Origin of the sequence: Anaerolinea thermolimosa (assembly GCF_001050195.2) — a bacterium.
Lineage (GTDB): Bacteria > Chloroflexota > Anaerolineae > Anaerolineales > Anaerolineaceae > Anaerolinea > Anaerolinea thermolimosa.
The window spans coordinates 3,238,974-3,263,876 of sequence record NZ_DF967965.1 but is presented as its reverse complement, the minus strand read 5'-3'; the positions used below and the strand labels follow the sequence as shown (position 1 = coordinate 3,263,876).

The window sequence follows — 24,903 nt, the reverse complement described above, 5'->3', positions numbered from 1 at the left end:
AGGGCCGAGCTAGTGCCGGTGGCGCCTCTTTTTGGTGCCGCGGTCGTTTGACCCGGCGGGCGTATTGCTCACTGCAGGGGCAGGCTGAGCCATTGCCCCTTCAGCGGCAGGAGCGGCGCCTGCCTGGCGCGGGCGAAGGTTGAACATGCGCATGATGACCGCCGAGCGAATTTCGCTGAGCAGGGTGGTGAACATTTCGGAGGCGCGGGCCTTGTACTGCACCAGCGGGTCGCGCTGGGCATAGGCTTCGAGCCCGATGGAAACGCGCAAGGCCTCTACCCGGGTGAGGTAATCGACCCAGAGCTCGGAAATGGCGCTCAGGAGGAGCTGACGGTAAATTTCGTTTTGCCGCCACCAGCCAAGCACCGATTCAACGATCTCGCGTTGTTCCTCACTCAGGGATTCCAGCGGCAGGTCGGCCACCTGCTCAAATTCTTCCTCCCCAAGGGCATCTTTGAAATACGTGTGCAGGCGGGGGTCGGTCTGACGCAGGGTAACGCGGTTCTGTTGCAGAACCATGGCATCTACCGCGCCAAAGATTTGTTGAAGCACTTCCCCTGCACCTTCCAGATGTTCCAGCACCTGGCGGGTAATTTCCTGAGGGCTGACCTCACCGAGTAATTGCGCTGCCAGGTACACCCAGCGCAGGCGGGTGGTTTGCAGCAGCCCCTGGCGGTGCGTTTTGCGGTCGAATACCAGGCGCGATCCGGTGGCCATCATCGACAGCAGGTCGAGAAGCTGGTCGGGTTCGGTGAGGTAGTCATCGGTCTTTTCCAGGGCAGAATCGAGGTCACGGGTAATTTGCCCGGCCGGGCCAAAGAGGCGCTCGTGGATACGGTCGAAGAGCGCTTCGGCCTCCCGTTCCAGCGTATCGGCGATCTCGTTCCAGTCCATGCCGTTGAGCTGACCCGGACGGAGGTTCAGGCTTTCGCCGACTCGCCGTTCCAGGGCGGCGACCATGCGGCTGGCGTTGAAGTTAAGCAGGTAGGTGTCGATCATTGCTTCGATGGCCTCACGCAGGCGTTGCGGGTCTTGCGTCAGCCAGCGAACCTGCTCATTGCTCAGACGTGTTCCTGGTAAGCGGGCAAGGGTGAGCAGTTCCTCGGCCAGTTCCTGCGGCCTGACGGGTTGCTCCCCTTCCAGGCGGTCTTCCAGAGTTTCAAAGAAGGCATCGAGGCTGTCGAGGCGCTCTTTTCGCTGTTCTTCGATCGTCCCGGCAGTTTTATCGAGCAGCTCATTGAAGCTTTTCATCACGTGCTCTCGCTCAGCGGCGAAGGCATTCTCGGCCAGTTCGAGGAGCACACGGCGCAGATGCGCCGCCGTAGCCCCCTCGGCGGGCTTGCGGCGTTCAATTTCGCTGATCAGCAGGCGCATGGTGAAGGAAGGGTAGCGCAGATCGTTCCAGCTGATGGGCGGCTGAATGTCTTCGAGGTAGGCCAGCAGGCGCCAGGGGCCTTCGGGGTTGTTGAGTTCTTGAGGAATGCGCTGTTGCAGCTCAACCCGCAGCATTTCTTCGATGTCTTCGCTGAGGTCTTCTTTGGTGAAGACGCGGTCGCGCTGTTCGTAAATGCGGTTCCGCTGTGCGTTGAGCACATCATCGTATTCCAGCAGGTGCTTGCGCACATCGAAGTTCGAGCCTTCCACCCGTTCCTGCGATTGCTCCACCAGGCGCCCCACCAGGCGCGACTCGATGGGGATGCTTTCGTCAATTTTGAGGCGTTCCAGCAGGCCGGTGACCTGTTGCCCGCCGAAGAGGCGCATCAGGTCGTCTTCCAGAGAGAGGTAAAAACGCGAGGAACCGGGGTCGCCCTGGCGGGCTGAACGTCCGCGCAGCTGGTTATCGATGCGGCGGGCTTCGTGGCGTTCAGAGCCGATGACGTGCAATCCGCCCAGTTCACGCACCTTTTCCATTTCGTCCATATATTGGAGGAAGGCGCGCACCTGTTCTTCGTAAATAGAGAAGTCCTCGGGCTTCATGCGGAGCAGGGCATCGCGGCGCTCGAGGTTGGTCATGTTGTAGGCGTCGTAACCGGCGCGTTCGAGCACGCGGTTGGTATCGCCGAGGATTTCTTCATCCAGCTCGCCGCCCAGCTTGATATCGACACCGCGCCCGGCCATGTTGGTGGCAATGGTCACGGCGCCAAAGGCACCGGCCCGGGCGATGATGCGCGACTCTTCATCGTGTTTGCGAGCGTTAAGCACCTGATGTGGAATGCCTCCCTGCAGGGCACGGATCATACGTTCTTCGTTTTCGGGGGGGATTTCTAAGATGCGGCGCAGGCGGGCGATGTTCTCAGGATCTTCGAGGTTGAAGGACATGGGGATGTTCAGACTGCGCGCCAGCTGGCGAATTTCGTTGACCTCCAGCTGTTCGAGGGGTTTGTTCAGGGGGGCAAGCTGGGGAATGGCGCGTTCGGTGATCTCTACTTTGTTGATTTCCTGATAGAGATCGCGGAGAATCTGCACGAACATCAGGCGGCGCAAGAGATCGGCTTCCAGCCGGTTGGAAAGGTGTTCGGAGTGTTCCACCGAGGTGGTGCCCACCAGCTGGGGGCGCCCCAGGATGTGATAGTGAAGAATTTCCAGGGTGATGGCGCGCAGTTTAGCCTCGACGGTGCGATAGACCACATCGGGGTAGTCCTTACGCTTCCAGAAGACCGGCCGGCGTTGCGGATCATCGCGGTGGGCGTAATAGGTGTAGCGGTAGCCCTGTTCGTCCTTTGCGTCTATGATGATGTAGGGAGAGTTGGGGCGCGATGCCTGATATTCCAGGTTGGTCGGGATGGGGAGCACGTCGAGCTTGTAGATTTTGTAAAACTCTTCGGCTTCGGTCTGGGCCGTACCCGACATGCCCGCCAGCTTCTCGTACATGCGGAAGTAATTTTGAATGGTAATGGTGGCGTAGGTGACGTTCTCGGCTTCTACCTTGACGCCTTCTTTAGCCTCCACCGCCTGGTGCAGTCCGTCTGACCAGCGCCGCCCGGGCATGAGCCGCCCGGTGAACTCGTCGATGATGACAACCTTCCCGCCCTGAACGAGGTAATCTTTATTCCGTTTGAAGAGATATTGCGCGCGCAGGGCCTGCTCCAGATAACCCATCAAGCGTGCCTGCTGCGGGGTGATGTCTTCGGGGCGGTCGGGGTCACGCAGGGGTTCGCCCAGCAATTCTTCGACGTGAATCTCACCCAGCTCGGTCAGGTTGACAGAGCGGTCTTTTTCGTTCACTTCCACGTCTTCGGGGCGTAGCTGGCGCACCACCTGCGCCATGCGGATGTAGTTGGCCGAGTCGTCCTGTGCCGGGCCAGAGATGATCAGCGGGGTGCGCGCTTCATCGATGAGGATGTTATCCACCTCGTCAACGATGGCGTAGTAATGCCCGCGCTGGACGCGTTCTTCCAGGCTCATGGTGAGGTTATCGCGCAGGTAATCGAAGCCAAATTCGCTGTTGGTGCCGTAGGTGATATCAGCCTGGTAGGCTTCGCGGCGGTGAACCATGCGCAGCTGGTGCTGGTCTTCGTGGGGCGATTCGAGGGTGAGGTCGACGAGGAAGGCTTTGCGGCCATTCTCGGTGCGCGCGGCCATCTGTAAGACCCCTACCGAAAGCCCCAGCGCGTGGTAAATGGGAGCCATCCAGCGGGCATCGCGGCGGGCAAGGTAATCGTTGACGGTGACGAGGTGTGCACCGCGCCCGGCCAGCGCATTAAGGTAAAGCGGGAGGGTGGCTACCAGCGTTTTTCCTTCGCCGGTGCGCATTTCGGCGATCTTCCCGGCATGCAATACCATACCACCGATAAGCTGGATGTCATAAGGGCGCAGGCCAATGGTGCGTTTGCTGGCCTCGCGCACGGCGGCAAAGGCTTCGGGGAGCAGGGCATCGAGCGCTTCTTGAAGCTTTTGCCCGGCTTCGAGGCTGGCCTTCAGGCGTGCGCGGAACTCGTCGGTTTTGGCGCGCAGGGCGTCCGTGGAGAGTTTTTCGTATTCGGGCTCCAGCGCATTGATACGCTCCACGATCTGCGAGAGCCTCTCCAGTTCTCGTTTATTGGGGTCACCCCCCAGAAAATTCACAATTTGTTTCAGCATACGTTCCTCGATTAATCTCTGGGGAGGGATTATAGCATAGCGCAGGCCGAAAAAACGGAGTGAGGTTAACAACGCAAGGTGTTCTGGATTGCGGGAACCTGTGATGGGGCCGATGCGTCTGTGCTTTACAGGCTGTGTATAATGAATTTAAGTTGTCCATGTTTCGAGGAGCTCCGATGACCCCTTCACGCCGGTTCCCGGTTGTTATCCGGTTTTATCCTGTGCTTGCCGCCCTGGTGGCAGTCAGCCTGGCCTGTTCTCTGTTTCCCCTCGGGCGGCAGGCGGTCGAGTCGCCGCCATCGGGAGAGCCAACCCCCACACCGGCCCTGGCAGCAGGTGGAAAACCGCTCGCCCAATCGAGCCTTCCGCCGGTGCTGGTCGAAACCGACCCGCCGCCCGGGAGCGAAATTTCGCCCACTTCTCCGCTGGTGTTCTTCTTCAATCAGCCAATGGATCGCCCTTCTGTCGAGGCGGCCCTGCAGGGCCAGCCGCCGCTTTCGGGCCGTTTTGAATGGCTGGATGACTCAACTGTGCGTTTTGTTTCAGATCAGCCCTTCCCGGCGGGGGCTTCACTGCAGTTGACTTTCGCGGCGAGTGCGCGTGCGTCCAACGGGCAGGCGCTTCAGGAGCAGGTTGAGCTTGCCTATCAGGTGGCCGATAGCCTGCGGGTTGCTGAACGCATTCCCGCCCCCGGCGTGAGCGATGCCAACCCCGCCGCCGCCGTGGTGGTGACCTTTAACCGCCCGGTGGTTCCTCTGGGAGAAGATCCGGCGGCGGCCCCGGCGGCCTTTACCCTTCAGCCCGAAGCTCCCGGCAGGGGAGAGTGGCTGAATACCAGCACTTACATCTTTTACCCTGAACCGGCGCTGGCGGGTGGTGTGCGCTATACCGTGCTTCTCAACCAGAGCCTGACCAGCAGTGATGGGGTGCCCCTGAGCCTGGAAGGACTGCAACCGGAAGAATGGAGTTTCTCAACCGCTTTGCCTGCCGTGGTGGGGGCGAAATGGGGTGACCGATCAAAGCTGGAACTGGACGGCAAGGTGACGGTGACGTTTAACCAGCCGATGGATCGCCAGAGTGTGGAAGAGAATCTGCGCCTGCTGGACGACGCCGGCAGGAGTACACCCCTGAGCTGGGAATGGAACGAAGAAAGCAATGAGGTAACCCTGCAACCCCAGGTGCTGCTGGCGCGCGGTGCACATTATATGCTGGTGATTTCAGCGGCGGCGCGTAGCCTGGGCGGTGCTTCCATAGGAGTGGATACCAGCTTCACCATTGAGACAACCCCACCGCTGGCGGTGGAATCTACTTCTCCGGCGATCGGCGAACTGCTCAACGCCAATTATGGCCAGGCTTTTTATGTCATCAATCTGACGGCCCCGCTGGCCGATCAGGATCTGAAAGCTCTGGTAAGGGTGGAGCCCTCTATCAGCAGCCTGCGGGTTACCCCAACGTATGATCATTATGGGGTGGCGGTGGAGGGAGCTTTCCAGCCTTCTACCACGTACACCATCACACTGGATGCCGCCCTGCGCGATCGCTGGGGCGGAACCCTGGGGCAGGTGGTGCAACTTCAGGTGACTACCGAGACACCCCCGCCTTCGCTGGTGATTCCCATCATGCAGGTTGGGGCATCGGCTATCTTCGTCCCCGCCGGGCAGGCCACGCTGGATGTGCGGGTAACCAACCTGAGCCAGGCACAGCTTGAGCGGGGCACACTTTCGGTGACGGATTTTATTCAACAGCAGAGTTTCGGAGGGGTGTTGCGGAGATCGAATGTTCAGCGCTGGAGTGCCGGGTTTGAGGTGCCCCCCAACCGCAGTACCCCGCAAAAACTGCCCCTCGATCCTGCGGGTCAGCCGCCTGCCCCGGGTCTCTATCACCTTAAGATTGCCGCGCCAGGAATGCCCCCGCAAACGGAAAACTCTTACCTGCTGGTAGTCAGCCGGGTTCACCTGACGCTTAAAGTCAGCCAGAGGCAGGCAGTGATCTGGGCGGTCGACCTGGCCACCCGGGCCCCGCTCGAAGGGTTGCCGCTCACCTTTTTGAACCCCAACGGTGAGCGGCTGGCGGCCTGTGTGACCGCCGCAGATGGCCTGTGCAGTGCAGAATTGCCAGCGCGAGACAACCCGTATGAAGATGTGTATGCGGTTTCGGGCAACCCCGGAGAGGCACTTTTTGCCTTCGTTTCACGCAGTATGAGCGTGGGCCTGAACGCCTGGGAACTGGGGATTCCCACTGAGGTTGAAGCAGACCGCAATCTGGTCTATCTCTACTCCGACCGTCCCATCTATCGGCCCGGGCAGACGGTTCATTTTAAGGTGGTGTTGCAGCACAAAGAAAATGCCCGCTATACCCCGCTCGATCAGGGTGAGGTGGAGGTGAAAGTTCTGCCCCCTTACGATTACACTCAGCCTGAACAGAAACCTCTGGTTACGCTGCGGCTACCGGTTTCGGCGCTTGGCACTGCCGATGGCAGTTTTGATCTGCCTGCCGATGCCCAGCCCGGGTATTACACCCTTCAGACCACCAGCCCTGAGGCTTCTTTGCCGGTGCAGGTGGCAGAATATCGCAAACCGGCGTTTGACCTGCAGGTGGCCTTTGAGAAACCCGAATATCAGGCCGGAGAAGCACTTGCGGTGAACGTGCGGGCTCAGTATTACTTTGGTGCGCCGGTGAACGATTTGTCGGTGAACTGGCAGCTCTACGCACGCCCGGACTGGGTTTTCTTGCCTGAGAATATGCAATCGGGCGCTATGGATGATTCCTGGCTCTATCCGCCCGACTTCTTCGCCCCCGGGATGGGGCAGTTTGTGGCCCAGGGACAGGGGCAGACCGGCGCCGATGGCACGCTTCAGATTCTGATTCCGGCTGAAGCTTATGCTCAGCTTTCCCTGACCAACCGGCGCCAGCTGGTAATTGAACTCACTGCACAGGATGAGAGTAATCAGATGATCAGCGCCCGGGCAGAAGCGACCCTGCACCCTTCCAGTTTTTATATCGGGGTGCGGCCTGAGGCCTGGAGTGTTCAGGCGGGGGAAGAGATTGGATTCGCGATCCAGACGTTCGACTGGGCCAACCAGCCCGCCGGTGCGCATACGTTAAGGGCGGTCTTCAGCCGGGTGGAATGGGACATTGAGGGGGAGTCGGCGTTTGGATATCCCTCTTATCGCAAGGTGCTCACGGAGGTCGGCAGCAGTGACCTGCGGACCGATGCGCTGGGGCGTGCGCGGGTGGCCTTTACGCCGCCGGAAGTGGGCACTTACCAGCTGGAGGTGAGCGGAGAAGGGGCGCTCACCCAGGTGCTGGTGTGGGTGAGCGGTCCGGGGATGGCCCCCTGGCCGACCCTGCCCAATCAACGCCTGCGCCTTGAAGCCGATGCCACCGAATACCGCCCCGGACAGACCGCCCGCATTCGCATTCCCAACCCCTTCGGGGCGGGGGCACTGGCGCTGGTTTCGGTAGAGCGGAGCCGGGTGATGCGCACGTATGTGGTAGAGGTCAACGAAGCTCTGTATGAATTCCGCCTTCCGCTGGAATCGATCGACGCGCCCAATATCTATGTTTCGGTGATTTTGATGGGGCGTACCCAGGATGGAAAACCTGACTTCCGGCAGGGCTACCTGGGTGTGACGGTGAACCCCGATGAACTCCGCCTGAAGCTGGAGGCTTCCTTTACCCCGCCGCAGGCCGGGCCGGGGGATACGGTGCGTCTGAATTTGCGCGCCACCGACTCGGAAGGGCGCCCGGTGCAGGGTGAGTTTTCGCTTGCCCTGGTGGATAAAGCCGTGCTTGCCCTGAGTGATCCGAACAGCCTGCCCATTTTTGAGGCCTTTTACGGCAATCAACCCCTGGGAGTGCAGACCAGCCTTAACCTGACCGTTTACTCTGGCCGATTACAGGCCGCGGCCGCTCCGGGACGGGGCGGTGGCGGAGGTGGAGAGGCGGCTGTTTCTCCGGGAGTACGTACCCGCTTTGAAGATACCGCACTGTGGGTGCCTACCCTGGAGACCAACGAAGACGGGCTGGCTTCGGTGGAAATTCGCCTGCCGGATAACCTGACGACCTGGGTGGCCGACATCCGCGGGTTGAACGCCTCAATGCAGATTGGCGAGGCCCGGGTAGAGCTTATCGTCACCCGTGACTTGCTGGTGCGCCCCGTCACTCCGCGCTTCCTGGTGGTAGGTGATCATGTGCAGCTCGGCGCAGTGGTGCAGAATAACACCGGCGCGCCGCTCAGGGTTGAAGTGAGCATGGAGGCTCCCGGTCTGACCCTGGATGAAGGGGTGGAAACGGTTCAGAAGGTGGATGTACCGCCAAACAGCCGCAAACGGGTTGACTGGTGGGCTACTGTACAGGATGTTCCCTCGGTCGATCCGATCTTCCGGGCGGCTTCGGGTGATCTGGAGGACGTGACCCATACCGAACTGGGCGCCCTGCCGGTATTGCGCTATACGGCCACCCAGACCTACGCCACTGCCGGATTGCTGGCAGAAGGTGGGAAGCGCCTCGAAGTGGTCAGTCTGCCGCGCAGCTTCACCCCGCTGGGTGGTGAGTTACGCCTTGAGTTAACCCCTTCGCTGGCTTCTACAGTTCTGCAGGGGTTGAAGGCTATGGACGCCTTCCCCACAGATTTCACCGAGCCGGTAATTTCACGGTTAATGGCCAATGCCGCTGCCTACCGCGCGCTTAAGGGGTTCAATTTACAGGCGCCAGACCTGCAGAGCTCTCTGGAGCGTGCCATTCGCCAGGATCTTGGCCACCTGCTTCAATGGCAGCGACCCGATGGCGGGTGGAGCTGGGGAGGGGTGACCGATCAAAAGAGTGATCGCCGTTTGACGGCATACGCACTGATTGCCCTTCATCAGGTTTCTCAGGGTGGTTTCTTCGTCACCGCCGACGCAATTAACCGTGCTCAGCAGTTCCTCAAGGCGACGCTGGTGTCGGTGCGCCCCGAAGTCTCCGGGGGAGTCCTCGATGATGAAGTTCTGGTGACCTTTGCCCTGCAACAGAGCGGCATGACCGATCTTAACCTCGATGCTCTTTACGATCTGCGCGAGAGGTTAACGCCGTGGAACAAGGCCATGCTGGCGATGTCTCTGGAGGGTATCCAACCTGGAGATGAACGTGCCCGCACGCTGCTTTCTGACCTGGCGGGCCTGGCTCAACGCAGTGCCACCGGCGCTCACTGGCAGACCGGTGAAGTGAGCTGGCGCAGCTGGGCCACGCCCATCTACACCACGGCGGTGGTCGTGTACGCGCTGGCTTCCGTCGATCCGGCTTCGCCACTGCTCACCGACGCGGTGCGCTACCTGGTGCTCCACCGGCGTCCCTCTGGTTGCTGGAGTTCCAGCTACGATTCGGCCTGGAGCCTGCTGGGTCTCAGCCAGGCGCTCCAATCCACCGGAGATTTGCAGGCCAGCTATTCCTATCAGGCCGACCTGAACGGCGGGCTCTTTGCCAGCGGAAACGTTGATGGCCCGCAGGGGGCGCTCAAGGGGGTGACGGTCACTGCGCCGCTGAGCCAGTTGCTGGCCGATGCCCCCAACGCTCTGGAGATCAGCCGCACGGCAGGCAACGGGCGCCTTTATTACCGCGTTTATCTGCAGGTGAGCCGCGCCGCGGCTGAGGCCCCGGCCTATTCACGCGGCATTTTCCTCCAGCGGGAGTACTTCCGCGGCGGGGTGGATTGCCGCGCGCAGGTCTGTGCTCCGGTGCAGGAAGCCGAGGTGGGTAACCCTGACGGGCTGGTGGTGCGCCTGACACTCACCCTTCCGGAAGACCTGTACTACGTGGTGGTGGAAGATTTTATTCCCGCGGGAGCCGAGATCATCAACCCCAATTTGAAAACGAGCCGCCAGGGTTTTGCCACCCCTGACCTGCCCCAGCCCGAAAACGACTTGCTGGCACCTTTCCGCAGTGGGTGGGGCTGGTGGTATTTTGGGCAGGCTCAGGTCTATGATGACCGGGTGCGCTGGGTGGCCCCCTACCTGCCTGCAGGCAGTTACACCCTCGTGTACCGCCTTTCACCGGCACTGGCCGGAGATTTTCAGGTCATCCCGGCGCACGCCTATCAGTATTACTTCCCTGAGGTGGAAGGCCGGAGCAAGGGAGATCTCCTGATCTTCCGATAAAAAAGAACGGGGTTGCTCTTTTGGGTGGGAGCAACCCCGTTTGCTGTCAGAGAATTCCGGCCGCGGCGATAGCCGCGAGCGCCAGGGCCTCAAGGGCGGCCACCGTCCATACCTGAACCGGTTCCCGGCGGTCAGCCAGGTGAAGCTGGGGGTATTCTCCGGCGACGAAGAACTGAGGCCCTGCCAGCCAGGCAAAGACCGCCCCGCCGATCAGGCCGCCCAGGTGCCCCCAGTTATCAATGCCGGGGCGCAGTCCAAGGAAGAGATTGATTGCCACCAGCATGACCACATTGCTCAACATGGCGGTGGATCGCTCCCGCCCGAAGATCTGCCGGTTCTGATAGATGAACACCCCTTCGGCAGCTACCAGGGCAAAAAGGGCGGTGGAGGCTCCCACCGAGGGCTTGTTGGAAAGGAGGAAGGAGAGCACGTTTCCGGCAAACGCTCCCAGCCCGTAGAGGAGCAGGAAACGGAGGTGCCCGTAACTGCGTTCCAGGTTGCGGCCAAAGATCCACAGCCCGTACATGTTGAAGCCAATGTGTAAGATGCTCGCGTGCAGGAGAGCGGGGGTAAAAAACCGCCAGACTTCTCCCTGGCGGATCAGGGTGTTCACCTTGGCTCCCAGGGCGAGGGGGTAATCGGCTCCCAGCAGGTTCTGGCTGATCAACTGGAGGAGAAAGACAAAAATGGTGATCCCCAGGATCAGATAGGTGACGATGGGGCTGACCTGAGGAAGCCGCACCATGACCTGAACGGGGTGGATTTGCCCCAGCTCGTTCCCCTCAGAAGCGGGCCGGGGTGGTTGGGGCTCATCGCCTGAATAGGGTGGCAGGCTCACAGACAGCTCCTTCTCGGGTGTACGCGGTGGTGTTCGGCGTTGATGATGTCCACGATGGTGTCGACGGCTTCATCGAGGCGGTCGTTGGCGTTGACCACCACATAATCAAATTCGTTCAGCCGTTCCAGTTCGGCGCGGGCGGTTTCCAGACGTAATTTCAGGCTTTCGGGGGTTTCGGTTTTCCGGTTCTTCAGGCGTTCCATCCACTCGGCTTCGTCCTGCGGGATGAGAAAGATGAGCACAGCCTCGGGGCACAGCTTGCGGAAGGTGGCCGCTCCCTGTACATCCACGCGCAGGATAACATCCTTCCCGCTTTCCAGGGCCTGGCGAATTTGCGATTTCGGCACCCCTTTGTAATCCTCATACACCAGCGCCCATTCGATGAACTCATCCTGCCGGATGAGCTCCTCGAAATGCTCGCGGGTGGTGAAGAAGTAATCTACCCCATCGACTTCATTCTCGCGGGGCGGGCGGCTGGTCATGGTGACCACAAAATGATAGGGTAGTCCGCGTGCCTGCATGGCTTTCAGCACGGCGTCTTTCCCCACTCCCGACGGGCCTGAAATCACCACCACCAGAGGCTGTGGATGATACAGGTCAAAAGAAAGATGTTCGCGGTTCGGTTCGTTTATAGAATTCATAGATTGGCTTGATTATAATAGAAAAGCGCAACTCTTGATTTCGGAGGTTTCATGCCCACTTACGAGTATCGTTGTCTCGACTGTCGGCGGCGGTTTTCGCTTTTCTTCACTTACGCGGAATATGGAAAAAAGCCAGCCATTTGTCCACACTGCCACAGCGAGAACGTGCAGCGCCGCATTAACCGCGTGCGGATCGCCCGCTCGGAAGAAAGCCGGTTGGAAAGCCTGGCAGATCCTTCTAACCTGGCCGGGCTGGAAGACGACCCGCGTGCCCTGGGGCGGATGATGCGTGAGATGAGCAGAGAAGCCGGAGAAGACATGGGGCCTGAGTTTGATGAGGTGATCGACCGCCTGGAAGCCGGACAAAGCCCCGAGGAGATCGAAAAAGAACTGCCTGAACTGGCCGAGGGCGGAGAAAGCTCAGAGGGCCTGGGCGGCGATGATGATTTCGCCCTGGATTAATCAGAGCGGCGCAGGCGGTGCACCCACCCCCAGAGCACCCCTTTGCGTGGGGCCAGGAAGAAAGCCAGTAAAAAGAAGGCCGTAGCGGTGAGCACGATGGCCGCTCCGGAGGCTACATTCAGGTAGTAGCTGGCATACATCCCTGTTACGCTTGAGAGTGCCCCAAAGAGCGCCGCCAGTGCCATCATCGCCGGTAAACGCCGCGCCAGAAGATATGCCGTGGCCGCAGGCGTCACCAGCATGGCTGCCACCAGCCCCACGCCAACCGTCTGCAGAGAGACCACAATGGCCAGGGCAAGCAGCACGAGTAACAGGTTGCGCAGAAGCTCGCGGGGCAGGCGCAGGGTGGTGGCCAGCACCGGGTCGAAAGAGAGCACCAGGAAGGGGCGGTAAAGGAGCAGAATGGTGAGGAGGATGACCGCTCCCAGAAGAGCGGTGAGGATTAAGTCCTTATCGCTGACGCCCAGGACATTGCCGAAAAGGATGTGGCTGAGGTCAACCGCGTAAGAGCGGATGGAGGAGATGAGCGCCACACCCAGAGAGAGAGCGGCGGCAAAGAGAATGCCGATGGCCGTGTCTTCTTTAATCGTGCCCTGCCGTGAGAGGGCGCCAATTCCCAGGGCCACGAGGATGGCGGCCACCAGGGCGCCGAGCGTCAGATTCCCTCCCATCAGATAAGCCACGGCCACCCCCGGGAGAATGGCGTGGGCCAGGGCGTCTCCCAGGTAGGCCATGGAACGTAAGACCACGTAACTGCCGATCACCGCGCAGACCACACCCACAATGAGGGCGGCGAGCAGTCCGCGCTGCATAAAGGTGTACCCCAGGGGGGCGAGGAACCACTGCATCATCGTTGTCCTCCCGGGTGGAGATGGAAATGCTCTTCTTCTCCGGGGCAGCACTGATCGGTGACGATGACGCCGTCAATGGTGAGAGCCTGCCCGCCAAAAGCCGTTCGGATATTCTCGGCCTGAAAGACCTCTTCAGGCGCTCCGTAAGCGATAAGGCGGCGGTTGAGTAAGAGCACCTCGTCGAAACGCTGGGCAGCCATGGTCAGGTCGTGGGTTGAGACGAGAACCGTGACCGAGCGTGTGCGCAGGTCATCGAGCAGGTTCAGGGCGGTTTCCAGGGTAGTGGCGTCCACACCGGTAAAGGGTTCGTCCATCAAGAGGATGTGTGGTTCCTGAGCCAGTGCGCGTGCCAGGAAAACACGTTGTTGCTGTCCGCCCGAAAGGTCTCCGATGGGGTGGCTGGCCAGGTCGGCAATCCCCATTTGTTCCATGCAACGCCGCACAATGGCGCGATCCGTGCGGGAAGGGGCCCGCATCCATCCGGTGTGGCCGTAGCGCCCCATCATCACCACGTCTTCCACGGTGACCGGAAAACGCCAGTCGATCTCACTGCGCTGGGGCACGTAGGCCACACAATCGTGGTGGCGCCCCAGCGGCTGGCCGTGAATGTGGATTTTCCCCGAGCGGAGGGGTAAAAGCCCGACCAGCGCCTTGAAGAGGGTAGACTTACCCGCGCCGTTTGGCCCGACGACTGCCACGCGATGCCCGTGCGGAACCTGAAAGGTCAGGTTCTGCAGGATGGTTTTCCCGTTGTAGCCTACGCTCACGTCTTCAAGATCGAGGCGGGCGGGCTGGGTGAGGTCGAGATCAGTCACAGGGGTTCCTCTTGAGGATAACAGAATGCTTCCCGGCGAGTTCAGCGCAGAGCGGTGACGATGGCAGTCACATTATAGCGCATCATTGCCAGGTAAGAAGGGGCGGGGCCGTCTGGTGGGGTGATGGAATGGGTGAACAGGCCGCTCACCACCTTCACGCCAGTCTCACGGCTGATCTGATCAGCCAGCTGGGGGTTGGCGCCAGTCTCAAGGAAAATGGCCGGAGCACCGCTCTGGCGAATATGGTCAGCAAGGCTGGCCAGTTCCATGGCAGATGGAGAGGCGCCCGTAGTCACACTGGGGAGCAGTGTGCCGAGGATGCGAAACCCGTAGCGGTCTGCAAAGTAACCAAAGCTCTCGTGGTTGGTGACAAGAATCCGCCGTTCCGGGGGAATGGTGTTTACCTGCTCCTGGATCCAGGAATCCAGGGCGCGTAACTGGTCGATATAGACGGCGGCGTTGGCGGTATACACCTCTTTGCCCGATGGATCGGCCTGGATCAGGCCATCACGGATGGTTTCTACATAATGGATGACCAGCGTGGGGTCGAGCCAGAAGTGAGGGTCGGTCTCGTGTTCATCGGTGGGGGGTTCGCCGGGCTGTGGCTGGCGCGGGGTGAGACCGGCAGAAGCCTCGATGACCAGGTGCTGGCCGCCGGCATTCTGGAGCACCTTCTGCAACCAGGTTTCGAAACCGGCGCCGTTAATGATTAACACCTGGCTGTCGGCGATGCGGGCCACATCCTGCGGGGTGGGCTCAAAAGCGTGTGGATCGAGCCCGATGGGCAAGAGTGACTCTACTGAAAGACGGTCTCCGGCCACCTGCCGGGCGATATCTGCCAGGAAGGTCTCCACAGCCAGGACTTTGAGAGAAGCGGAGGCGTGGGGAGAGGTGGAAGGTTTCGGCTGACAGGCCGCGTTCCCCCAGAGCAGGGTGACGAGAAGCATGAAAATGAAAACCTTTTTCATGGCGATTCCTGATCGAAACAATATCTTTAGAATGAAGCTCAAGCACTGGCCGCGCGGCAGGCCGGACAGAGGCCAAAAAGCTGGAGCCAGTGATTCTGAATGGCAAAACCCGTCTGACGGGTTATCTCTTCAAATAACGGGGCGAGGTTATCCCCTTCAAAATACCGCACCATGCCGCAGGAAGAGCAAACCAGAAAATGCTGGTGTCCCTTTACGGCAGGGAGCACCCGCCGGCAGCCCTCTTCCTGGTGCAGGCGCTGGATGAGGCCGAGTTCCTCGAGCTTTTGCAGGGTGCGGTACACGGTGACCAGCCCCAGGCCGGGGATTTCGGCGCGGGCGGCATCGAAAATTTCCACGGGGTCAAGGGCACGCTGACTGGAAAGGATGACGCGCGCGATGGCCTCGCAGCGGTCAGTACTGCGGTAGCCGCTTTCCTGCAGGCGGTTCAACCAGTCGGTGAGGGTGGTTTCCAGAGGTAAAGTGTTCATGGGCGTCTCGAAAATGAAAATCATTTTCATTTTAAAGGGGTCTTCCCTTTCTGTCAAGGGGTGCTCATCCAAACAGAGCCCCGTAAAGAGCAGGCTGGCTGTGTTACACTTGGCTGGATGCAAAGTTCATCGCGGAAGGAATTGCGCGCTGGTTTTCTGGGCGTCACCAGTGTGCTTTTGGATGACGGAGACACCCGTCTGCTCACGGATGGGTTTTTCAGCCGTCCGGCCCTTCACCGGGTGTTGCTGGGGCGGCTGGCACCCGATGCGACGCAGGTTGAACAGGGGCTTGCGCGGGCGGGTGTGACCGATCTGAAGGCGGTGCTGGTGGGGCATTCGCATTATGATCATGCCCTGGATGCGCCCGAGGTGGCTCGCCGAAGCGGGGCGCTGGTGGTGGGGTCGTCCTCGACGGCCAACCTTGCGCGGGGTTATGGCCTGCCTGAGGCGCAGATCAGGGTGGTTATGCCGGGGGAGCCTCTCGTTTTTGGCGCGTTTCGCGTCACGTTTTACCCCTCCAGGCATGTACTGCCCAATGCGGCGGCAGGAGAGATCACCGCGCCGTTGAAGTTTCCGGCCCGGGCGCGGGCCTTCAGAGATGGCGGGTGTTTCAGCCTGCTCATCGAGCACGAGAGCGGGAAAAACCTGCTGATTCAGGAGAGCGCGGGGTTCGTGAGGGGCGCTCTGAGCGGTATTCGCGCAGAGATTGCGATGATCTCCATAGCCATGCTCAGCCGCCATCCCGATAGCTACCGCCGCGCCTATTTTTCAGAGACCGCCGGAGCGGTGGGGGCGAAGGTGATTTACCCGCTTCATTACGATGACTTTTTCCGCCCGCTTGAGCTTCTCCCCCGCCCCATGCCGCGCTGGATGGATGATATTCGCCCTGTGCTGGACTCGCTGGAGCGCTGGGCCGGAGAGCGTGGAGTGCGGGTGGGCTGGTTGCCTGCCTGGCAGATGGTGCCGCTGGATTAACCTGTAGCCGAAAGCCCGATGGCTGAGGCAAAATGCCGCAGGGCGTTCAGGTGTTCCTGCGGGGAGGTAAAACCGCAGGAAGTGGTGAGCAAAGAAAGGTGCGTGGTACCGGCCTTCTGCCAGCCCTCGATGAGATGCTCCCAGGTGGTGGGGTTGCCCTCGCCGAAAGGAATGCGGGCCTCCAGCCCGAAATTGTCCCGACTGCGGCCAGCCTCGGCCAGATAACGGTCAAGAAGCTCAAGGCCAGGGCGGGCCTCTTCGGCGTTAGGATAGAGTGGCATCCAGCCATCTCCCAGCCGGGCCGCCCGCCGGATGGCCGCTTCAGATTGTCCACCGATCCAGATGGGGATGGGGCGCTGTACGGGCAGGGGGTTGATGCCAGCATCGGGAATGGTGTGGTGGGGGCTTTCAAAGGTAACCAGGGGCTGTGTCCAGAGCTGGCGCAGGAGGGTAATTTGCTCGTCTACGCGCCGCCCGCGGGTGTGAAAGTCAGCTCCCAGCGCAAGGTATTCGATGATATTCCACCCGATGCCGACCCCCAGCCGCAGCCGCCCGGCGCTGAGCACGTCGAGCGTGGCGGCCTGTTTGGCTACCAGCACAGTTTGCCGCTGGGGAAGGAGGAGAACACACGTCTCGAACTCGATATGCCGGGTGATGCTGGCCATAAAGCTGAAGAGCACAAAGGGTTCGTGAAACGGCGTGCGGAAGGTAACCCAGCCGTTCCAGCCGCCGGGGCGCTGCGGGTTTGGCCCGATGACATGGTCATCGGCCCCGATGTGGGTGTAGCCCAGAGCCTCAGCGGTTTGGGCGTAGTCGCGGATGGCCGCCGGGTCATTTCCAAACTCGAATTGCGGAAAAATCACTCCCACTCGCATCATGCACCTCTTTGAAGAAGCCGGGCGGAGGGTATCCTCCACCCGGCGTGAGAACCATGCCATTAACCGGCCCTGAGAGTCACCTCGGCAGGGGTCAGGCCATCGGCCTGGGCGCGCAGGATAATCTCTCCGGGTTTGCCAGTGGTGCGCACCACTACCAGAGCACGCCCGCGGTAGGGGGTACGCATGTTTCCACGGTAGGGCTCTTCGCTGATGGGGTTGGCACTGCCCACGGCGGCCAGCACTCCCTCGCCCTGAACGGTGAAGAACACCGGACGGTCAGCGGTTGGGTGAACCCGCCCTGCCGCATCCACAATTTCCACAGTGACGTAGCTCAGGTCATCGTCAGTGGCACGCAGGGTGGAGCGGTCGGGGGTCAGGCGCAGGGCGGCGGCCTCAGTGCAGGTTTCTACTACGGCCTCGGCTACCGGTTTGCCACCCTCAAGCCCAACGGCTTTGAGCTGGCCAGGCTCGTAGGGAACCTCGAAGGTGGCCGTGTAGCGCTCGGCCTTGCTGGAAGGCTTTACCCCCAGCGAACGTCCGTTGAGGAACAGTTCCACCTGTTCGCAGGCCGAGTAGACATCCACCTTCAAGGTCTGCCCTTCGTGGCCGGGCCAGTTCCAGTTCGGCCAGACGTCGGGCCAGCCCCAGCGCGAGATGTGCGCTTCTTTGCCCTCGGGGGCGGGGGTATGCACGGCAATATAGAGGCGGGTGCCGGTCTTCCAGACGATGTCGCGGTAGTAGGACTGGGGCCGTTTGAAACCGCACAGGTCGAGATCACCGCAGTTAGCCTGATGCCACGGGTACCCTGGCAGGAAGGAGGTGATCGGTTCGCCGTATTCTACCCGGCCGATACCGGCCTCTCCCAGGTAATCCAGCGACGTCCAGACGAAATCGCCCAGCACATAGCTTTCTTCCTCGACCAGATTCCAGTTATCCAGGGCTTCCATGGGGAAGGATTCGGTGCCAATCATCATGCGGCGCGGGTGGCGTTCATGATCCGGGCGGTATTGTTTCCACTGGTAGTTGTAGCCGCCTACATCCAGGCTGGCGAAGACCACGTCGGTGCTTTCCCAGGTGTACTTCCCGTCGGAGCCCCAGATGTCGCAAATGGCTGAAGTGACCGGGCGGGTGGGGTCGAGCTGACGGACGCGGTTGGCCAGCATGGCGGCAATCTGTGCGCCACCGCCGCGGCCATCGCGTTCGAGAACCTCGTTGCCGATCGACCACATGATGACGGAGGGATGATTGCGGTCGCGCAGAACCATGCTGTCGAGGTCGCGCTGCCACCAGTCATCAAAGACCACGTGGTAGTCGTAGGGGTTTTTACCTTCGCGCCAGCAATCAAAGGCCTCATCGATGACCAGCATTCCCAGGCGATCACAGGCATCCAGAAAAGCCGGTGCAGGGGGGTTGTGGGCGCAGCGAATGGCGTTGAAACCGCTGGCTTTATGAATTTCGACCTTGCGCTCTTCAGCGCGGGCAAAAGAAGTGGAACCGAGCACACCGTTATCGTGATGAACACAGCCGCCCTTGAGCAGTACGGGTTGTCCGTTGAGCAGGAAGCCTTTTTCGGGGTCAAATTCGATACTGCGAATGCCAAAAGATGTCGTTGCCGAATCCACACGGGTTCCGTCGACCCACACCTCGGTTTCTACCTGGTAGAGGTGGGGAGTTTCGAGCGACCAGAGCCGGGGATCGGTTACTTTCAGGGTCTGAGAAAATTCGTGTTCGCCCATGGCCGGAATGGGGGTGATGCTCTCGGCGAGGGCGGCCTGCTCACCGGAAGGGGAGAGGATGCGGGAGCGCAGAGTGACGGTGTGATCGCTTTCGCGCTGGTTGAGGACACGGGTGTGGATTTGCACTAAGGCCGCCTGAGGGGTCACCTGGGGGGTGGTCACATAAACACCCCAGGGGGCCACATGCACTGGATCGGCAACGAGGAGCCAGACCGGGCGGTAAATGCCCGAGCCTGAATACCAGCGGCTGTTGGGCTCGCTGGCGTTATCGACCTGCACGCGCAGGGCGTTTTCTTTGCCAAATTCCAGCGCATCGGTAAGTTCCATGAAAAAGCTGGTGTACCCGTAAGGATGGCGCCCCAGGTAGTGCTCATTGAGCCACACCTCGGCGTTCATGTAGACTCCTTCGAACTCGAGGTAGACCTTCTTCCCGCGCCACTCCTCCGGTGGGGTAAAGGTCTTGCGGTACCAGCCGCGCCCGGTAGGGAAGTACCCCCCGGAACTGCCAGAAAGGCTGTCGGGGTTGCGCGGGAGCTCGATGCTCCAGTCATGGGGCAGGTTGAGGGTGCGCCAGGTGGAATAATCGGGCTGGCGCCACCAGCTCAGAGGTTTTCCATCGTAGAGCTTGAAGCGCCAATCGTGGTTGAAGGATTGTCTGATCATAAAAACTCCTGAAAAGCGGGGATGAGAAGGAAATGAGTCTGTTTTTGCGGACTTTGGAGACGTTCACGGGATGAGGATGTATTCCTTGAAGCCCCTTCGTCTCTGGAAGCTTACTTTTTCACGGGACTGAAAACGTACACGCTGTTAAAAATTTTACTGCATGTTGTAATTTGAATTATAATAGCATTTGCCACACCATGAATATCAAATCTCCCCGAATTTACCAGAGTCATCGAGAGAACCAGCGGAAGCGTATCCTCGCCGCGGCTGAGAAGCTCTTCATCCAGCATGGCATTGATCGGGTGACCCTGGCCGGCATTGCCGAAGAGGCCCGGCTTTCGCGCGTGACTCTGTACGAGTACTTTTCCAGCAAACCAGAAATTGCCTGGGCGGTCTTCCGGGAGATCGTTCGAGAAATGCGGGAGACGATGGAGAAAGAGGTGTTACAACGCGGGGGGAACGGCCTGCAAAAAATCGAACGATCCTTCGCCCTTTACGAGGAGCTGTTGGAGACATCACCGGAACATTTGCGTTTCATCGCCCAGTTTAACTATCTTTATGCCCGCGAGGGCAACGCCGTGCGTCTGCGGGAGATGGTAGAAGAAATCTGGCCGGGAGCGTATTCTCTGCAGGCGCAGTTGATCCGTGAGGGAATGGCCGATGGCTCCGTTCGCCCTGATCTGGATGCCGAACTGGCCGCCGTGGCGATTAAAAACCTGATCAACGGCGTTATCAGCCGCCTGGCGTTGCTGGAAGAGAACATTCGCGGAGAGTTCCATCATGAGGCCCTGGAAATCTACCGGGAAATTTACCGCACCTACATTCGCGGATTAAAACCAGAATCCACCTGAAAAGAGAGGGAACCATGATTAAAACGAATTTTGATTCAGGCTGGGAGTTTACCGACCAGAGCGGAATGTTTGCCGCGATGATGGCTCAGTGGCAGCCGGTGAACTTACCGCACGATGCTTCGATCTCGCGGCCCAGAAACGCCAGTTACCCTACGGGAAGCGGCGGTGGGTATGCCTGGAGTGGTGTGGTCACGTATCGCAAAAAGTTCTCCGCCCCGGAAGACTGGAAGGGCAAACGGGTTCAGCTGGAGCTGGAAGGGGTGTACATGAACGCCGAAGTCACCCTCAACGGGAACGTGGTGGCCCTGCACCCCTATGGATATACCAGTTTTGTGGTGGACCTTACCCCCTATCTTATCTTTGAAGGCGAGAATACCCTCACGGTGGTGGCCAATAACAGTGCCCAGCCTAACAGCCGCTGGTATAGCGGTACGGGCATTTACCGGCACGTCTGGCTGCGGGTGGGTGGAAAAGTGGTCATTCCCCCCTGGGGGGTCTTTGTTACCACGCCTGTGGCAGACCCGGCGGCTTCTACCGTGCAGGTGGCCACGGAGCTTACCAGTTATTCGACCCTTGCCGAACGGGTAACCCTGCGCTCCAGTGTGCTGGATGCTCAGGGGCGGGTGATGGGTCAGGTGGAAAGCCCGGTGGTGCTTGAAGCCAGCCAGACCGTGAAGGTCGATCAGAGCCTGCTGGTGCGGCAGGTAACGTTGTGGTCGCTGGAACAACCTGCCCTCTACACACTGGTGAGTGAGGTGCTGGCTGACGGGCAGGTGCTGGATGTTGAGCGTACCCCCTTTGGCATTCGCTCCATCGCCGTAGATGCCGAACAGGGCTTTCGCCTCAACGGTGTGCCTCTGAAGCTCAAAGGGGGCTGCGTCCACCACGATCACGGGCTGCTGGGTGCGGCCAGCTATGACCGCGCAGAGGAGCGCAAAATTGAGCTGATGAAAGCCGCGGGCTTCAATGCGGTGCGCAGTGCCCATAACCCGCCTGCTCCGGCATTTCTGGATGCCTGTGACCGGCTGGGGATGCTGGTCATTGATGAAACCTTCGACTGCTGGCGTATGGGGAAGAACCCGAATGACTATCACCTCTATTTTGAGGACTGGTGGCAACGCGATACCGAGTCGATGGTAAAACGCGACCGCAATCATCCTTCTGTGATTATGTGGTCCATCGGGAATGAGGTCGGAGAACGCACGGGCGCATCCGACGGTTATACCTGGGCGAAGAAGCAGGCCGATTTTGTGCGTTCGCTTGACCCAACCCGCCCGGTCACCTCGGCAGTGCCAGCGCTCTTTGAAGATTTTATCCCTCTGATGGCGCAGGGTGGGGTTAATAATATTTTCGAACTTCTCGAGTCCGGTTCAGCCGACCAGCAGGAAGACCGCTGGGGAAGGGTAACCCGTCCCTTCAATGAGATTCTGGACGTGGTTGGTTACAATTACCTGGTTAGGCGGTACGAGTCAGACGGCCAGAAATTCCCCGGGCGGGTGATCTGCGGCACCGAGACTTTTCCGCACCGCGCGTTTGCCTTCTGGGATGCGACTCTTCGTTTGCCCTACGTGATCGGAGATTTCGTCTGGACGGCGGTAGATTATCTGGGTGAAGCGGGGATTGGACGGGTGTCTTTTGACGAAGACGCAGGCTTTGCCGCCCCCTACCCCTATCATCTGGCCAATTGCGGTGATATTGATATCTGTGGTTTCAAACGCCCGCAATCGTACTTCCGCGATCTCCTCTGGGGGGTGCGGCAGGCGCCTTTCCTGGCAGTGCTCGACCCCCGGCATTTTGGGAAAAAGATCACTTTCAGCCCGTGGGGGTGGGAACCGGTGATCGACAGCTGGAGCTTCCCAGGTTCTGAGGGTAAGCCAACGCTGGTGTATGTGTACTCAGTGGATGATGAAGTGGAACTGCTGGTGAATGGCGTCTCTGTGGGGCGAAAACCGGCCGGGGCGGCCAGTGAGAACAAAGTGGCCTTTGAAGTGACCTACCAGCCCGGTGTTTTGGAGGTCATAGGCTACCGCCATGGCCAGGAGGCGGGCAGAACCAGCCTGAAGACCACCGGCGATCCGTTTGCGCTGCGGGCAACACCCGACCGCGCTGCCCTCCGGGCTGAGTATGGTGACCTGGCCTACGTGACTGTGGAAATTGTTGACCGTGAGGGAGCGGTGGTTCGTTATGCCGATACGCTCGTTTCACTGAAGGTTGAGGGAGCAGGTGAGCTGATCGCTGTAGGCTCGGCCAACCCGGTTTCAGAAGAGCCGTATGTTGGAAACCAGCGTAAGGCTTACCAGGGCCGTCTGATGGCCGTGGTGCGCACCACCGGCCAGGCCGGGGAGATTGTGCTGAAAGCCAGCGCCGAGGGTTTGAAAGATACCACATTGCGGCTGCAAGCGCAGTGATCGGGTAAGAATGATGAGGAAGCCAGCCAGACTCGCTTTAAAGGGTCCGGCTGGTTTCCTCAGACCTTGTTTTGATCGTTGAAACGGAGATGGTTCAGATTATGACATCTCTCCTGGTTATCCTTCGTTCATCCACGGGTCAGGAAAAAGGTGATCCCGTAGTCTGAATCTTCGCCATCCTCCGGGGTGGTATAACGATGTTCTGTCACGTAACGTACTGAGGAGGGTGTATCGGTGGTCTTGGGTCTGGGGTTGTGGCTGGTAGTCACTTCCTCGAACCGATACCTTTCTACTGGAGGAAATTGCCCGTTCTTGCTGGTAAGATTCCATGCGGCGCGGGCATTGAGGGTGATCAGATCCATGGCGATGCGGTCAGCTGGTGCCCAGCTTGCCCATGCAAGCCCAACAATCAGAAGAATCGCCGCAATGACCGCGAGCGCGATTAACCCCTGCGTCAGGGTGAGAGAGATCATTTTAGCAATTGAAGCAGCAGCTCCTTCTGCAGCAAGCGCCCCTGACCAGATACTCTCCAGATAATGGACAAATGCCGAGCCAAAATCGCGAATCTGGTCCCGGGCGGCGGCTTCACTGTCTACTTCAAAACCGATCAATCCGGCAACCATGAAACCGCGGTTAAAAGAACCGTTCCAAAAGTCTGCACTGTATCCTCCGGCATCTTCTCCCGAATCCATATCATCCCATGCGGCGCGGTCGAACTCGATGTGTTTCACTGGTTGCAATGTGTGCTTTCCGGTCGGGGTGGTTGCAGGGATCAGATGGGCTACCCAGGCATCGAACCATATCTCATCGGAACCCAGCCCATCGGTTTCTTCGTAACAATGACCCTGCTCACTCCAGAAGTGAAAGTGGACATTTGGGTCAGGTTCGATCTGGAGAATCAGGGCGTTGGTCTTCAGGCGTGGAGCAACTCCACCGGCATAAACTGCCGACAGTATATTATCCACCTCGATTGTGACTGTATAAAGGCCAGGTGGTAATGGAGCCCCTGGTTGATTAGGGTGCGCATTGGGTAAGGTAACCACCACGGTATCAGAGACGCGCCAGTCATGAATGACATGTCCCTGTTCGTCCTTCACGGGAGTTTCCAGATCTCCAAAAACTGGTGCTCCATCAACTGATATTTTCAGCCCGGTATCTTTGTTCTCAAACCATACCCTGACAGTACTTGTAATAAAGTTAAACCCCCGAATGCCAATGGTGGCACCGGGCTCCACTATCGGAAATTGCAAACACTGACCGTTGTAGGTGTAGTCTTCGCCCCCTTCACAGAAGCTGGGAAACAGGGCCCCTGGTGGAGGAGGGGGCGGGGTTTGAGGAACGCACCGGGCAATTAATTCACCGGGTTTATTGGGGTTCTGTGAAACCTGACAATCTCGGGCGATTTGATAGGGCTGAAAGGTGTAGGGAGGGGTTGAAAATAAGGTTTGATAACTGGCCCTGTTCCCGTATTCTTTATAATCTCCGATGTCCGGGCGAATAGCCGTAATCCACGGCCAGGGGCCGGTGAAAATGCGGGGCTGTTGAGAGCCGTTGGGGGTTGGCGGGAGAACTGCATCCCACATTCGTACCTGCCCCGGACCCATTACTCCTTTGGAATGGGAGAAAAGAACCTGTCCGGTGTAGGCCAATCCTTCTTGAATGAAAGCCTCGATGACTTCGGCAGGGCTCACCCCATCTTCACGAATTTTCCTGGCCAGATGGTCGGAGAAAAGACAATCCCGTAACCGGGGTGATAGATTCCGGTACCCCTCAAAGCCTGCTTCCAGCGCTTCCAGCTTTTGGGAATCGAGTTTTCCGAGCCCGGCATATACATACTCTTCAAAGCCGGCGCGAGGCCGATCTTCGGCACGGAAGCGGTCGAAAATTTCTACCATGAGCGGCAAGATGGCATCTGCGGTGGGCAAATCACAGCATAGATCACTGGCTTTCTTTCCGGAACGCTGTTTGGGTTTGTGAAAATCCTCCGGGTGAATGCCGGGAATGTGTTTGAGGATATCGGTGATCTGTTCTTTGGACGGTCGACGGCGGGGGCGGCCTCTTTCATTGCAATCATGCTGGGGTGCAATAACTTCTGAGGCGGGGGGTGTGCAGGGG

Annotated in this window: 15 protein-coding genes and 1 pseudogene; 5 read left to right on the top strand and 11 right to left on the bottom strand. The window is 59.5% G+C overall.

Translation table 11 applies throughout. The features are described from left to right. Positions 1 to 9: 9 nt before the first annotated feature. Positions 10 to 2,793, bottom strand: a complete 2,784-nt coding sequence (locus ATHL_RS19095) for a preprotein translocase subunit SecA (protein ID WP_420807576.1) — start codon at positions 2,791 to 2,793, stop codon at positions 10 to 12. Beyond that, a pseudogene (locus ATHL_RS19770) lies at positions 2,773 to 4,068 on the bottom strand (preprotein translocase subunit SecA); the annotation flags it as partial. The gene ATHL_RS19095 and the pseudogene ATHL_RS19770, both read right to left, overlap by 21 nt. A 188-nt stretch (positions 4,069 to 4,256) precedes the next feature. On the opposite strand from ATHL_RS19770, the gene ATHL_RS14655 reads away from it, so the two are divergent. After that, positions 4,257 to 10,214, top strand: coding sequence for an Ig-like domain-containing alpha-2-macroglobulin family protein (locus tag ATHL_RS14655; RefSeq protein ID WP_062195441.1), 5,958 nt, complete (start codon positions 4,257 to 4,259; stop codon positions 10,212 to 10,214). Between the two features lie 46 nt (positions 10,215 to 10,260). On the opposite strand, the gene ATHL_RS14650 is transcribed toward ATHL_RS14655, so the two are convergent. Beyond that, positions 10,261 to 11,052, bottom strand: coding sequence for a rhomboid family intramembrane serine protease (locus ATHL_RS14650; protein WP_062195440.1), 792 nt, complete (start codon positions 11,050 to 11,052; stop codon positions 10,261 to 10,263). Then, positions 11,049 to 11,693 (bottom strand): guanylate kinase, encoded by a 645-nt coding sequence (locus ATHL_RS14645; RefSeq protein WP_062195438.1) that lies wholly within the window; start codon positions 11,691 to 11,693, stop codon positions 11,049 to 11,051. The genes ATHL_RS14650 and ATHL_RS14645 overlap by 4 nt, the downstream gene beginning before the upstream one ends. 51 nt (positions 11,694 to 11,744) lie before the next feature. Between ATHL_RS14645 and ATHL_RS14640 the strand changes: the two genes are divergently transcribed. After that, positions 11,745 to 12,155 (top strand): FmdB family zinc ribbon protein, encoded by a 411-nt coding sequence (locus ATHL_RS14640; RefSeq protein ID WP_062195437.1) that lies wholly within the window; start codon positions 11,745 to 11,747, stop codon positions 12,153 to 12,155. On the opposite strand, the gene ATHL_RS14635 is transcribed toward ATHL_RS14640, so the two are convergent. The 4 genes from ATHL_RS14635 to ATHL_RS14620 are packed head-to-tail and all read right to left on the bottom strand — an operon-like array spanning position 12,152 to position 15,277. Beyond that, positions 12,152 to 13,006 (bottom strand): metal ABC transporter permease, encoded by an 855-nt coding sequence (locus ATHL_RS14635; RefSeq protein ID WP_062195436.1) that lies wholly within the window; start codon positions 13,004 to 13,006, stop codon positions 12,152 to 12,154. The genes ATHL_RS14640 and ATHL_RS14635 overlap by 4 nt on opposite strands. Then, positions 13,003 to 13,821 (bottom strand): metal ABC transporter ATP-binding protein, encoded by an 819-nt coding sequence (locus ATHL_RS14630; protein WP_062195435.1) that lies wholly within the window; start codon positions 13,819 to 13,821, stop codon positions 13,003 to 13,005. Before ATHL_RS14630 ends, ATHL_RS14635 begins: the two co-directional genes overlap by 4 nt. A gap of 41 nt (positions 13,822 to 13,862) precedes the next feature. Then, positions 13,863 to 14,789 (bottom strand): metal ABC transporter substrate-binding protein, encoded by a 927-nt coding sequence (locus ATHL_RS14625; RefSeq protein ID WP_062195434.1) that lies wholly within the window; start codon positions 14,787 to 14,789, stop codon positions 13,863 to 13,865. Positions 14,790 to 14,827: 38 nt separating this feature from the next. Further along, complete coding sequence (locus ATHL_RS14620; protein WP_162787731.1) at positions 14,828 to 15,277, bottom strand: Fur family transcriptional regulator; 450 nt, start codon at positions 15,275 to 15,277, stop codon at positions 14,828 to 14,830. Positions 15,278 to 15,394: 117 nt separating this feature from the next. Here ATHL_RS14620 and ATHL_RS14615 point away from each other — a divergent pair, with 117 nt between their 5' ends. Further along, a complete protein-coding gene (locus ATHL_RS14615) occupies positions 15,395 to 16,252 on the top strand; it encodes an MBL fold metallo-hydrolase (RefSeq protein ID WP_062195431.1) in 858 nt (285 codons plus the stop codon). Here the strand turns inward: ATHL_RS14615 and ATHL_RS14610 are convergent. Then, positions 16,249 to 17,130 carry an LLM class F420-dependent oxidoreductase gene (locus ATHL_RS14610; RefSeq protein WP_201797990.1) on the bottom strand — a complete coding sequence of 294 codons (882 nt, stop codon included), beginning with the start codon at positions 17,128 to 17,130 and terminating at the stop codon, positions 16,249 to 16,251. The two genes, ATHL_RS14615 and ATHL_RS14610, sit on opposite strands and share 4 nt — an antisense overlap. Before the next feature lie 59 nt (positions 17,131 to 17,189). Continuing rightward, a complete protein-coding gene (locus ATHL_RS14605; protein ID WP_062195428.1) occupies positions 17,190 to 19,529 on the bottom strand; it encodes a glycoside hydrolase family 2 TIM barrel-domain containing protein in 2,340 nt (779 codons plus the stop codon). A 197-nt stretch (positions 19,530 to 19,726) separates the two neighbouring features. On the opposite strand from ATHL_RS14605, the gene ATHL_RS14600 reads away from it, so the two are divergent. Together ATHL_RS14600 and ATHL_RS14595 are read left to right on the top strand one after the other, a co-directional pair. After that, entirely contained in the window at positions 19,727 to 20,380 is a 654-nt protein-coding gene (locus ATHL_RS14600) for a TetR/AcrR family transcriptional regulator (protein ID WP_062195426.1), read from the top strand. A 14-nt stretch (positions 20,381 to 20,394) separates the two neighbouring features. Then, on the top strand, positions 20,395 to 22,788 hold the full coding sequence (locus ATHL_RS14595) for a glycoside hydrolase family 2 TIM barrel-domain containing protein (RefSeq protein ID WP_062195425.1): 2,394 nt from the start codon (positions 20,395 to 20,397) through the stop codon (positions 22,786 to 22,788). Between the two features lie 128 nt (positions 22,789 to 22,916). On the opposite strand, the gene ATHL_RS14590 is transcribed toward ATHL_RS14595, so the two are convergent. Continuing rightward, the coding region (locus ATHL_RS14590; RefSeq protein ID WP_162787730.1) for a hypothetical protein at positions 22,917 to 24,903 on the bottom strand (1,987 nt) is incomplete at its 5' end.